Here is a 12,710-nt window from a genome sequence, read left to right as displayed (position 1 = left end):
GGTAGATGTCGCAATCCACACCGAGCCAGAAGGCCCTCACTCATTTCAAGATCACATCACCGTGAACCCCGTCACCAACCTCCGTGGTCAATACACCTAGCTGCCGAGCGGGAGGTCGAGCTCGGCCCAGACCACCTTGCCCTCCTTCGTCAGCCGGCTGCCCCAGCGGTGTGCCAGCTCGTTGATCAGGTGCATCCCCCGGCCGCCCTCGTCCTCCGAGCTGGCCGGGCGCAGCCGCGGGCTCTGCCGACCGGTGTCCGCCACCTCCAGGGTGAGCGCCCGGTCCCGGAACAGCCGCAGCCGACGCGGCTCCTGGGCGTGCACCAGGGCGTTCGTGACCAGCTCACTGACCAGCAGTTCGGCGAAGTCGGCGAGCGGGGAGAGCCCCCAGGCGCCGAGCGTGCTGCGGGTGAAGCGGCGGGCCAGCGCGGGCATCGGCTCCTCGCCGGTGAGCGGCAGGGTGGCGATCCGGTCGTGCGGGACGGGCAGCGCCCGCGCCATGATCATCGCGATGTCGTCCTCGGTGCCGCCGCGCACCAGCGTCGAGACCACTGCGTCGCAGTGCGCCTCCAGGGTGCGGCCGCGCTCGGCCAGGGTGCGGCGCAGCGCGTCGATGCCCTGGTCGATGTCCTCGCCACGGCGCTCCACCAGCCCGTCGGTGTAGAGCGCCAGGATGCCGCCCTCGCCCAGGGTGAAGTCCACGCTCTCGAAGGCCACCCCGCCGACCCCGAGCGGCACTCCGGGCGGCAGGTCCAGGGTGCGCGCGTTGCCGTCCGCCGCCATCACCACCGGCGGCAGGTGGCCGGCGCCGGCCAGCGTGCAGCTGCGGTCCACCGGGTCGTAGACCGCGCAGACGCAGGTGGCGAACTGGCCCTCGCCGATGCCGGTGGCGGTCTCGTCCAGCCGGGCCAGCACCTGGGCGGGCGGCAGGTCGAGGGTGGCCAGGGTGCGGGCCACCGTGCGCAACTGGCCCATCGTGGCGGCGGCCCGGATGCCGTGGCCCATCACGTCGCCGACCACCAGCGCCACCCGGCCGCAGGAGAGCGGCACCACGTCGAACCAGTCGCCGCCGACCTCGCTGACCACGCTGCTGGGCAGGTAGCGGTAGGCGATCTCCAGGCCGAGGGTGCGGTGGATCTCCTGCGGCAGCAGGCTGCGCTGCAGGGTGAGCGCGGTCTCCTTCTCGCGGCGGTAGAGCCGCGCGTTGTCGATGCAGATGGCGGTCCGGGCGACCAGCTCCTCGGCCAACGCCACGTCCGCGTCGCCGAACGGCTCCGGGTGGTGGGTGCGGACGAACTCGGCGCCGCCGAGCACCATGCCGCGGGCCATCAGCGGCACCAGCAGATAGGAGTGGACGCCGGCTTCGAGCCCCGGCTCGACCCGGTCGGGGTGCGCGGCCAGGCTCATCAGGGCCGCCTCGTCCACGTGCCGGAAGAGCAGCGGCCTTCCGCTGCGCAGGCTCTGGGTGTAGATCCGGTTGGAGTCGTAGGCGGTGGTCTCGCCGACCGAGTCGGCGGCCGCGGTCAGTCCGGACCCGTGCGCCTGGACGGCCGCCACCGCGCGCAGCAGGATGCCCTGGTCCGGCCCGAGCTGGCTGGGCTCCTCACCCTGCAGCACCGGGTCCAGCAGATCGACGGTGGCGAAGTCGGCGAACCGCGGGACCACCGCCCCGACCAGTTCCTCGGCGGTGCGCCGCAGGTCGAGGGTGGTGCCGATCCGGGTGGAGGCGTCGGCCAGCAGCGAGAGGCGCTCCTGGGCCCGGGCGGCCCGGGCCTCGGCCTGGAACCGCTCGGTGACGTCGATGATCGAGGAGCTGAGGCCGAGCACCCGGCCGGAGACGTCCTCCAGCCGGTAGTAGGAGGTGGACCAGGCCCGGTCACGACCCGGGTCGCCCGGGGTGCGGCCGTGCGAACGGGCGTCCACCACCGGCCGCCCGGTGGCCAGCACCTCGCGCATCACCTCCTCGATCTCGGCCGCGTTGAGGCCGGGCAGCACGTCGTCGACCCGCCGGCCCAGGTGCCCGGAGACCGGCACCCCGTTGATCCGGGCCAGCGCCTCGTTGATCCGGACGAAGCGCAGCTGGGTGTCGTAGACCGCCATGCCGATCGGGGACTGGGTGAAGAAGCCGTCCATCATCGCGAGGTTCGCCTCGACCTGGCGCAGCGCCCGGACGTCCGAGCCGGTGGCGAGCACCATCGGGCGGCCGCCGGGTCCGACGATGCCGTAGGTGCGGAACTCCAGCTCGACCTCGTGACCGTCGTGGTGGCGGACCGGGAAGACTCCGGACCAGCGCCGGCCGGAGACGATCCGGCCGTAGAGCGCCATCACGTCGTGGCGGCGCTCGGGCCGGGTGAGCAGCGGGGCGGCGTACTGGCCGACGATCTCCTCGGCCGGCCAGCCCAGCAGCCGCTCGGCGTCCTCACTCCAGTGCAGGATCCGGCCGTCGGCGTCGAGCAGGGCGGTGGCGACCGGGACCAGCCGGTGGCCGTCCAGCCGCGCCGGGACGATCTCCGGCGTCCCGGCGTTCTGGCCTCCCTCGGCAGAGGGGCCGCTGTCTGGCGTCTGCATGGTCTGGAACACACCCCGGCGGCTCGTCCGGTCCCGGGCGCGCGGCGGGCGGCCCAGTGCTTCTTCTCCAGACTGCCCGGTGATCGGCGGCCCGGCGACCGCGCGCCACCGGCGGTCACCCAGTGTGCTCAGCGCGACCGGCCGGCCCGGAACGCTCAGCCGCGGTCGCGGGCCAGCGCGTCGTCGAGCAGCCGGGCCCACTGGCGGACCACGCCGGCCCGGCGGGCGCCGTCGTCGGTGAGCAGGTTGGCCAGGCCCAGGCCGCGGGCCAGGTCGAGGGTGGCCTGGACGGTCTCCCGGACCCCGGCCGCGCTCTCGTCCACCCCGAGGGACTCCAGCGCCGCACGGTGCGACTCGCGGCCGACCCGGTTCTCCAGCGCGATGATCCGCTCGCGCAGTGGCTGCTCGGTGGCGGCGGCCACCCACAGGTGCAGGGCGGCCCGGAACAGCGGCCCGGTGTAGAGGCGGACCAGCAGGTCGACCACGGCCTCGGTACGGGCCGGGCCGGGCGGCGGCAGCTCGCCGGTGCCGGCCCGGACGGCGGCCAGCCGCTCGGCGGTGACGTGCTCGACGGCGGCGGTGAAGAGGTCCTCGCGGGTCGGGAAGTGGTGCTGGGCGGCGCCGCGGGTGACACCGGCGCGTTCGGCCACCACGGTGACGGTGCTGCCGTTCCACCCCAGCTCGGCGAGGCACTCGACGGCCGCCTCCAGTAGCCGTCGGCGGGTGGCCCGGCTGCGGTCCTGCTGCGGGGTTCTGGCGGCGGTGGTCATCGGCGGTGCTCCGGGTCGGTGGGGATCTCGGGGTGCGGATCGGTCCGGACCCGCGGCCCGGCCACCGCGATCCTCGCAGACGGCGGCCGGGCCCAGCCGCCCCGGTCGCGGGGCGGTGCGCCGGTCAGCGGGCCCGCAGCTCGCGGCGGAGGATCTTGCCGCTCGCCGACTTGGGCACGGCGGCCAGGAACTCCACCGCCCGGACCTTCTTGTAGGGCGCGACCCGGGCGGCCACGAAGGCCATCACCTCGGCCTCGTCGAGCGTGCTGCCGGCGGCGCGGACCACGAAGGCCTTGGGCCGCTCCTCGCCGTCCGAACCGGTCACCCCGACCACGGCCACGTCGGCGATCCCCGGGTGGCCGAGCAGCAGCGCCTCCAGCTCGGCGGGCGCCACCTGGTAGCCCTTGTACTTGATCAGTTCCTTCACCCGGTCCACCACGTGCAGGTAGCCGCGTTCGTCCACCCGGCCGACGTCCCCGGTGTGCAGCCAGCCGTCGGCGTCGACCGTGGCGTCGGTCTCGCCGGGCCGGCCGAAGTAGCCGCGCATCATCTGCGGGCCGCGGATCAGGACCTCGCCGGTCTGCCCAGGGCCGAGGTCTCCGTTCGAGCCGTCCAGCGCGGCCAGCCGCAGTTCGGTGGAGGAGACCAGCTTGCCGACCGCGCCGGGGGCGGGCGACTGGTCGGTCAGCGGCACCAGGTGGGTGACGGGCGAGAGTTCGGTCATCCCGTAGCCCTGGTGGATGGTGGGCAGGCCGAGCCGGGCGGCGCAGCCGGCGGCCAGCTCGGCGTCGAGCGGCGCGGCGCCGCTCAGCACGTAGCGCACCGAGGAGAGGTCGAACCGCTCCACCAGCGGGTGCTTGGCCAGTGCCAGCACGATCGGCGGGGCGACGAACAGGCCCTCGACCCGGTGTTCCTGGATGGTGCGCAGGAACTGCTCCAGGTCGAAGCGCGGCAGCACCACGACGGTCGCGCCGGCGCGCAGCGCGCGGTTCATCAGCACCGAAAGACCGTATATATGGAAAAAAGGAAGAACTCCGACAATTCGCTCACCGGGCGCGAACTGGTGCAGCGCGTCCACCTGGGCCAGGTTGGTGGCGATCGCGCGGTGGGTGAGCATCACGCCCTTGGGCAGACCGGTGGTACCGCTGGAGTACGGCAGCACCGCGACGTCGGTGCCCGGGTCCACGGCGACGTCGGGTACCGGCGCGGTGGTGTTCAGCAGGTCGGCGAGCGACCGGTGGCCGGCGGCCCGGTCGCAGACGATCACCTCACGCAACCCGACGCCGTCCTTGGCGAGTTCCACCTCGGCCTCCAGGGCGACCGGGAGCAGGGCCGAGACGGTGACCACCCACCGGGCACCGCTGTCGCGAAGCTGCGCGGCCAACTCACCCGGAGTGCTGAGCGGACTGACCGTGGTGACGGTGGCGCCGGCCCGGCTGGCGCCGAAGAACACGACCGGGTAGGCGAGGCTGTTCGGGCTGAGCAGTGCCACCACGTCGCCCTTGCGCAGCCCGGACTCGGCCAGTGCGGCGGCTAACCGGCCCACCGAGTTGGCGAGTTCGGCGTATCCGAGCGCCTTGCCGGTGATCCCGTCGAGCAGCGCCGGCGCGTTGCCGAAGCGGGCGGCCCCGCCGAGCACGGCCTGGTGGATCGACAGGTCGACGACGGGCACATCGGGATACTCGCTGCGGAACACCATGGCGACTCCTGCGGTTCGCGTACGGGTGGGCAGCCGGTCGGGCCGCGGACGCACGGCACCACGCCCGGCTGCCGGAGGCTACCCGGCCGCCGGGCGGTGCACGCCCCCACGGCGCGCCGACCGACGGCTCAAGGTACCCCAGGGCCCGGCCGGGCCGGTCAGTAGGAGCGCGGGAGCCCGAGGGTGTGCTGGGCCACGTAGTTGAGCACCATCTCGCGGCTGACCGGCGCCACCCGGCCGACCCGGGTCGCCGAGATCAGCGCCGCCAGGCCGTACTCCTCGGTCAGGCCGTTGCCACCGAGGGTTTGCACCGCCTGGTCGACGGTGCGGCAAGCCGCCTCGCCCGCCGCGTACTTGGCCATGTTGGCCGCCTCGCCGGCCGCCAGGTCGTCGCCGGCGTCGTAGAGGTGGGCGGCCTTGGCCATCATCAGCCGGGCCAGCTCGATCTCGATCGCGCACTGCGCCAGCGGGTGGGCCAGACCCTGGTGGGCGCCGATCGGCTGCTCCCAGACGGTGCGCGTCTTCGCGTACCCCACGGCGGTGTCGAGCGCCTGGCGGGCGATCCCGAGGGAGAACGCGGCGGTCATGATGCGCTCGGGGTTGAGCCCGGCGAAGAGTTGCTGCAGGCCGGCGTTCTCGTCGCCGACCAGCGCGTCGGCGGGCAGCCGGACGTCGTCCAGGAAGACCTCGAACTGCCTTTCGGGCGAGACGAGTTCCATCGCGATCGGGCGGTACTCGAAGCCCGGAGCGGTGCGCGGCACCATGAACAGGGCGGGCTTGAGCTTGCCGGTGCGGGCGTCCTCGGTGCGGCCGACCACCAGCACCGCGTCCGAGCCGTCGATGCCGGAGATGAAGACCTTGCGGCCGTTCAACAGCCAGTCGTCACCGTCCCGGTGGGCTACGGTGGCGAGCCGGTGCGAGTTGGAGCCGGCGTCGGGCTCAGTGATGGCGAAAGCCATCTTCTTGCTGCCGTCGGCCAGTCCGGGCAGCCAGTGCCGCTTCTGCGCCTCGGTGCCGAACCGGGCCAGGATGGTGCCGCAGATCGCCGGGGAGACCACCAGCATCAGCAACGGGCAGCCGGCGGTGCCCAGTTCCTCCAGCACGATGGCGAGCTCGGTCACGCCGGCGCCGCCACCGCCGTACTCCTCCGGCAGGTTGACCCCGATGTAGCCCAACTTGCCGGCTTCCTGCCAGAGTTCGTCGGTGTGTTCGCCGGCGCGGGCCTTGCCGAGGAAGTAGGAGGAGCCGAACCGGCGGCCCAGGTCGCCGACCGCCCGGCGCAGCGCGGTCTGTTCGGGGGTCTCGATCAGCGGGCTCTCGGTGCTGTGCGGTGCGGGCATGTCCGGTCCTCCCGGGCTCGGGGTGGGTCAGGAGTGGTCAGTGGGTGGGGGTGTCGGATTCGTGTCCGGGCTCGGCGGCCGGCTCGACCACGGCCAGTACCGCGCCCAACTCGACCTGCCGGCCCGGCTCGGCGCGCAGTTCGGTCACGGTGCCGGCCCGGGGGGCGGTCACCTGGTGCTCCATCTTCATCGCCTCCAGCCAGAGCAGCGGCTGGCCGGCCGCGACCCGGTCGCCGACCGCGACGCCGAGCCGGACCACCGTGCCCGGCATCGGGGCGAGCAGCGCGCCCGGCGCCTGCTCGGCCCGGGGTTCCGGGAACCGGGGCAGCACGGTCAGCGCCACCGCCCCGGCGGGCGAGTCGAGCTGGACGGTGTCGCCGTACGCCGCGACGGCGAAACTCCGCCGCAGGCCGTCCACCTCGAGCACCACCCGGTCCGGGGCGGCCGACAGCAGCCGCACCCCGGGATGTCCCTCGGCCCGCAGCCCGTCCCTGGTCAGCCGGTAGCGGGCGGCCAACTCGGTACCGTCGGCGGCCCGGTAGCGCTTGACCTGGGGCTGTGAGGGCAGGTTGCGCCAGCCGGACGGCAGCGGTCCGGGACGGGCGGCGGCGTCGGCGAGCGCGGCGACCAGTGCCGCCAGCGGCAACTCCCGCTTGTCATCACACTGTTCACCCTCCGCCAGCAGGTCGCCGGCGTGCTCGGCGAGGAACCCGGTGTGCACCCGGCCCGCCAGGAAGTCCGGGTGGCGCAGCACCTGGACCAGCAACTCCCGGTTGGTGACCGGCCCGTGCAACCGGGCGCGGGCCAGCGCGTCGGCCAGCCGGCGGGCCGCGGCGGCCCGGGTCGGGGCCCAGGCGATCACCTTGGCGAGCATCGCGTCGTAGTGGATCCCGACCGACGAGCCGCTCTCCACCCCGGAGTCGACCCGCAGCCCGGCCGGTCCCACCGGTCGCACGAAGGCCTCACCGGGGAGTTCGACCCGGTGCAGCGCGCCGGTCTGCGGCTGCCAGCCCTGGGCCGGATCCTCGGCGTAGAGCCGCGCCTCGATCGCCCAGCCGCGCGCGGCGGGCGGCTCGGCCGGCAGCATCTCGCCCTCGGCGACGGCGATCTGACGCTCCACCAGGTCGAGACCGGTCACGCACTCGGTGACCGGGTGCTCGACCTGCAGCCGGGTGTTCATCTCCAGGAAGAAGAACCGGCCGTCCGGGCCGAGCATGAACTCCACCGTCCCGGCGCCGGTGTAGCCGATCGCCCGGGCCGCGGCGGTGGCCGCCCGGGCCAGCTCGGCGCGCAGCCCGTCGGCGAGCCCCGGCGCGGGGGTCTCCTCGATCACCTTCTGGTGGCGGCGCTGCACCGAGCAGTCGCGCTCGCCGAGCGACCAGACCGTGCCGTGCGTGTCCGCCAGCAGCTGCACCTCGACGTGCCGCCCGGTGGCCAGGTACGGCTCGCAGAAGACCTCGGCCGAGCCGAACGCGGCCTGCGCCTCGGCCGCCGCCGCGGCCAACTCGCCTGGCAGGTCCGCCAGGCGGCGGACGATCCGCATGCCCCGCCCGCCGCCGCCGGCCGCCGCCTTGACCAGCAGCGGCAGGTCCGTCTCGGTGGCCTCGGCAGGGTCGACCGCGCCCAGCACCGGGACGCCGGCGGCGGCCATCAGGCGCTTGGCGGCGGTCTTGGAGCCCATCCGGGCCATCGCGTCCGGGGGTGGGCCGACCCAGGTCAGCCCGGCCGCCAGTACCTCACGGGCGAAGGCCGGGTCCTCGGAGAGGAAGCCGTAGCCGGGGTGGATCGCGTCCGCGCCGGCCGACCTGGCGGCCCGCACCAGCAGGTCGGCCCGGAGGTAGGTGTCCGCGGGCGCCGCTCCGGGGAGCCGGACGGCGGTGTCGGCCTCCCGGACGTGCGGGGCGTCCGCGTCGGGGTCGGAGTAGACCGCGACGGTGGCGATGCCGAGGTCGCGGCAGGTGCGCAGGATCCGGCGGGCGATCTCGCCGCGGTTGGCGACCAGCAGGCGGCGGATCGTGGTGCTCTCGGGCATCGGAAGGTCCCTCACATCCGGAAGACGCCGTAGCCACGCGCGCCCTGGACCGGGGCGCTGTGGATCGCGGAGAGGCAGAGGCCGAGCACGGTCCGGGTGTCGCGCGGGTCGATCACGCCGTCGTCGTAGAGCCGCCCGGAGAGGAAGGCGGGCAGCGACTCGGCCTCGATCTGCTGCTCGACCATGGCCCGGATCGCCGCGTCGGCCTCCTCGTCGTACGGCTGCCCCTTGGCCGCGGCGGACTGCCGGGCGACGATCGAGAGCACCCCCGCCAGCTGCTGCGGGCCCATCACCGCGGACTTGGCGCTCGGCCAGGCGAACAGGAAGCGCGGCTCGTAGGCCCGTCCGCACATGCCGTAGTGGCCGGCGCCGTAGGAGGCGCCCATCAGCACGGAGAGGTGCGGCACGGTGCTGTTGGCGACCGCGTTGATCATCATCGCGCCGTGCTTGATGATGCCGCCCTGCTCGTAGTCCTTGCCGACCATGTAGCCGGTGGTGTTGTGCAGGAAGAGCAGCGGGAGGTCACGCTGGTTGGCCAGTTGGATGAACTGGGCCGCCTTCTGCGACTCGGCGCTGAACAGCACGCCCTGGGCGTTGGCCAGGATGCCGACCGGGTACCCGTGCAGGGTGGCCCAGCCGGTCGCCAGGCTGCTCCCGTAGCGCGGTTTGAACTCGTCGAAGTCGGAGTCGTCGACGATCCGGGCGATCACCTCGCGCGGGTCGAAGGGCACCTTGAGGTCGCCGGGGACGATCCCGAGCAGCTCCTCCTCGTCGTAGCGCGGCGGACCGTCGGCGCGCCCGGGCTCCGGGCCGGCCTTGCGCCAGTGCAGCCGGTGCACGATCCGCCGGGCCAGCCGCAACGCGTCCGGCTCGTCCAGTGCGAAGTGGTCGGCCAGTCCGGAGACCTGGGCGTGCATCTCGGCGCCGCCCAGCGACTCGTCGTCGGCCTCCTCGCCGGTGGCCATCTTGACCAGCGGCGGACCACCGAGGAAGACCTTGGCGCGGTCCTTGACCAGCACGGTGTGGTCCGACATGCCCGGCACGTAGGCGCCGCCGGCAGTGGAGTTGCCGAAGACCACCGCGATGGTCGGGATCCCGGCGGCGGAGAGCCGGGTGAGGTCGCGGAAGAGCGCGCCACCCGGGATGAAGATCTCCTTCTGGCTGGGGAGGTCGGCGCCGCCGGACTCGACCAGGTTGATCAGCGGCAGCCGGTTGCGCAGCGCGATCTCGTTGGCCCGCAGTGCCTTGCGCAGCGTCCACGGGTTGCTGGCCCCGCCGCGCACGGTCGGGTCGTTGGCGATGATCACGCACTCGGTGCCCTCGACCGTGCCGATCCCGGTCACCAGCCCCGCGCCGACCGGGTGGTCGCTCCCCCAGGCGGCCAGCGGGGAGAGCTCCAGGAACGCGCTGTCCGCGTCCAGCAGCAGCTCGATCCGCTCCCGGGCGAGCAGCTTGCCGCGGGCCCGGTGCCGCTCGACGTACTTGGGCCCGCCACCGGCCAGCGCCTTGGCGTGCTCGGCGTCCAACGCGGCCAGCTTCTCCAGCATCGCGGCCCGGTTGGCCCGGTGCTCGGGCGTGCCGGGATCGACCCGGCTGGTCAGCACGGTCACAGCAGGACCTCCGGTATGTCGACGTGCCGGGCGCGCAGCCACTCCCCGAGCGCCTTGGCCTGCGGGTCGAACCGGGCCTGGGCCGCGACGCCCTCGCCGAGCAGGCCGGTGATCACGAAGTTGACCGCCCAGAGGTTCGGCAGCAGATGCCGGACCACCGGCAACTCTGCTGTCTCCGGCAGTAGTTCGCGCAGTCGCTCGACGGTGAGGGTGTGCGCCAGCCAGCGCCAGCCGTCCTCACTGCGGGCCCACAGGCCCAGGTTGGCGTCCCCGCCCTTGTCGCCGCTGCGGGCGCCGACCACCAACCCGAGCGGAACCCGCCGGGTCGGTCCGGGCGGCAGTGGCGCGGGCAGCGGCGGTGCGTCGGCGTCGGCCAACTCCTGGCTCCGGGTGGGCGGTTTGACGGCCCTGCGGGTGCCGTCCGGCAACACCGCCCAGTGCTCCACCAGTTCGGCGTCCAGCTGGACGGCCTCGAACACCCCGTACGGCGCGCCCGGCCCGGGGGGCGCGGTGAGGTGGAAGCCCGGGTAACCGGCCAGGCCGAGCTCCACCGCGGCCGAGCTGATCGGCCGGCCGACCTTGGCCGGGTCGGGGTCGCGCACGGTCAGCTGGAGCAGCGCGCTGGCCTGCTGCTCGGTGGCGGCGTCCGGCTGGTCGGTGCGGGCCAGCGTCCAGCGCAGCTCGGCCGGGCGGCTCCCGGAGGCGGCGTCCAGCGCGTGCTCGAACTGACCGCGGACCAGCTCGGCCTTGGCCTCGATGTCCAGGCCGGTGAGCACGAAGACCACCTCGTTGCGCCAACCGCCGAGCCGGTTCAGCCCGACCTTGAGGGTCGGCGGCGGCGCCTCGCCGCGCACCCCGCTGATCCGCACCCGGTCGCGCCCCTGCTGCTCCAGTCGCACGGTGTCCAGCCGGGCGGTGACGTCCGGCCCGGCGTAGCGCGCGCCGGCCGTCTCGTAGAGCAGCTGCGCGGTGACCGTGCCGGTGGTGACGGCGCCGCCGGTGCCCGGGTGCTTGGTGATCACGCAACTGCCGTCGGCGTGCACCTCGGCGAGCGGGAAGCCGGGGTGGGTGAGGTCGTGGTCGGCGGCGAGTTCGGTGAAGAACGCGTAGTTGCCGCCGGTCGCCTGGGCCCCGCACTCCAGCACGTGGCCGGCCACCACGGCTCCGGCGAGGGGGTCCAGGTCGTCCGGTCCCCAGCCGAAGTGTGCGGCCGCCGGGCCGGCCACCAGCGCCGCGTCGGTGACCCGGCCGGTCACCACCAGGTCCGCGCCGGCCCGCAGGCACTCGGCGATGCCGTGGGCACCCAGGTAGGCGTTGGCGGCGAGCAGGCCCGGCGGGTCGCCGAACTCGGCGGCCCGGGGCAGCAGATCGTCCCCCTCGACCCGGCCGATCCGCAGGGCGATGCCCTGCGCGGCGGCCAACTCGCCGATCGCCTCGGCCAGTCGGGCCGGGTTGAGGCCGCCCGCGTTGACCACGATCCGCACCCCGCGCTCCACGGCCAGGCCCAGGCACTCCTCCAGCTGGCGCAGGAAGGTCTTGGCGTAGCCGAGTCGCGGGTCCTTCAGCCGGTCCCGGGCGAGGATCAGCATGGTCAACTCGGCCAGATAGTCACCGGTCAGCACGTCCAGCGGCCCGCCGGTGAGCATCTCCCGAACCGCCGAGAACCGGTCCCCGTAGAACCCCGAGGCGTTGCCGATCCGCAGTGCCATGAGTGCACCCCTCCTCGCTCCGACTGGAAGAGTGACAGCGATGGGCGGAAAAAGCAATCACGCATGCTTGTTCTGATAATGCGTCAGCCACGTGTCACGGGGAGCGCCGTGACCGCAAGCCGTGGTCGGCGGCGGCTCCCCGTCGCAACCGGGCCGGCCCCTGGCGCTCGACGACGGTCGGGCCGTCGCGCTCGCCGGAGCCACCCCGGGCGAGCCCGCTACGCCGGTCGCGCACCGCGGTCCCGGTCGGGTCGAAGTCCTTGGCCAGCTCGCAGGGTCCGGCGGACCGGACCAAGCCCAGCGACTGCTTCCTCAACGCAGCCTGGACCTGGCGCCGCCGGGCGCGCGGGCGGGACGGCGGGTGCGGGCCGGTTGCTCGGCCTGCCCGACCCGCCCGCCGCGCCTCGGCTCCTCGGTGACGGACGGCGGGGTGCGCAGCCGGGCCGCGTACAGGGCGGCGGCCGCGGCGGCCGGGGGTTCGGTGATGCCCGACTCCCGCTTCCGGGCCTGGTCCCGCGTGCACCAGAGCGGGCTCGCGGTGCTGCCGTCCGAGTACCGCATGTCCTCGGGCGGCAGGTAGCGGATTCCGCATTCGACGCACTCGAAGATCGGACGCATTCAGCCCACCCAGCCTTTCCCGCCGCAGTGTTCGCACTGCCCTGTGAAGGCGTACGCCCTGGCGACCTGGTAACCGCTCTCGTCGAGTTCAACCGTGTGCTGCCACTTCTCGGTGACGCCGCCACCGGCGCACCGCGGGCAGGCCCGCACTCCTGACGACGGATCCACCGGCTTCCCTCCCCGTGCCTGCGCCGACCGTACCGTGCGCGGCACTCGGAGCGCCCGTCCCGTACGGGGTTACCACCTGTTCGAGCTAAGCGACCCGACGGGCCGTCACATCCGTCGTCGATTCGCCGTCTGCACGTCATGTCCCGTACAGCGAACTTGGCCAGACAAGTTACGCGAGGCAACGGCACCTTTCTGG

At 73.9% G+C, this 12,710-nt stretch carries 9 protein-coding genes; all 9 read right to left on the bottom strand.

The annotated features are described in order from the left end of the window. Positions 1 to 96 precede the first annotated feature (96 nt). Positions 97 to 2,568: a SpoIIE family protein phosphatase gene (locus ACIGXM_RS30445; RefSeq protein WP_396566503.1), complete on the bottom strand. Its 2,472-nt coding sequence runs from the start codon at positions 2,566 to 2,568 to the stop codon at positions 97 to 99. Between the two features lie 155 nt (positions 2,569 to 2,723). Then, entirely contained in the window at positions 2,724 to 3,338 is a 615-nt protein-coding gene (locus ACIGXM_RS30440; protein ID WP_396566501.1) for a TetR/AcrR family transcriptional regulator, read from the bottom strand. 124 nt (positions 3,339 to 3,462) lie between these two features. Continuing rightward, positions 3,463 to 5,037 carry a 4-coumarate--CoA ligase family protein gene (locus ACIGXM_RS30435; protein ID WP_396566499.1) on the bottom strand — a complete coding sequence of 525 codons (1,575 nt, stop codon included), beginning with the start codon at positions 5,035 to 5,037 and terminating at the stop codon, positions 3,463 to 3,465. 158 nt (positions 5,038 to 5,195) lie between these two features. Next, on the bottom strand, positions 5,196 to 6,377 hold the full coding sequence (locus tag ACIGXM_RS30430) for an acyl-CoA dehydrogenase family protein (protein ID WP_396566497.1): 1,182 nt from the start codon (positions 6,375 to 6,377) through the stop codon (positions 5,196 to 5,198). Between the two features lie 37 nt (positions 6,378 to 6,414). Further along, the gene (locus ACIGXM_RS30425; protein WP_396566495.1) at positions 6,415 to 8,409 is read right to left on the bottom strand and encodes an acetyl/propionyl/methylcrotonyl-CoA carboxylase subunit alpha; all 1,995 of its coding nucleotides are present in this window, start codon (positions 8,407 to 8,409) and stop codon (positions 6,415 to 6,417) included. Between the two features lie 11 nt (positions 8,410 to 8,420). Next, positions 8,421 to 9,956 carry an acyl-CoA carboxylase subunit beta gene (locus ACIGXM_RS30420; protein WP_396566511.1) on the bottom strand — a complete coding sequence of 512 codons (1,536 nt, stop codon included), beginning with the start codon at positions 9,954 to 9,956 and terminating at the stop codon, positions 8,421 to 8,423. 59 nt (positions 9,957 to 10,015) lie between these two features. Next, positions 10,016 to 11,728: an acyclic terpene utilization AtuA family protein gene (locus ACIGXM_RS30415; RefSeq protein WP_396566493.1), complete on the bottom strand. Its 1,713-nt coding sequence runs from the start codon at positions 11,726 to 11,728 to the stop codon at positions 10,016 to 10,018. 94 nt (positions 11,729 to 11,822) lie between these two features. Continuing rightward, entirely contained in the window at positions 11,823 to 12,044 is a 222-nt protein-coding gene (locus ACIGXM_RS30410) for a hypothetical protein (RefSeq protein ID WP_396566491.1), read from the bottom strand. Next, entirely contained in the window at positions 12,041 to 12,346 is a 306-nt protein-coding gene (locus ACIGXM_RS30405; protein ID WP_396566489.1) for a hypothetical protein, read from the bottom strand. Before ACIGXM_RS30405 ends, ACIGXM_RS30410 begins: the two co-directional genes overlap by 4 nt. Positions 12,347 to 12,710: the final 364 nt, after the last annotated feature.

The sequence above is a fragment of the Kitasatospora sp. NPDC052896 genome, from assembly GCF_044547075.1.
Lineage (GTDB): Bacteria > Actinomycetota > Actinomycetes > Streptomycetales > Streptomycetaceae > Kitasatospora.
This window is presented reverse-complemented; position numbering and strand designations above follow the sequence as displayed.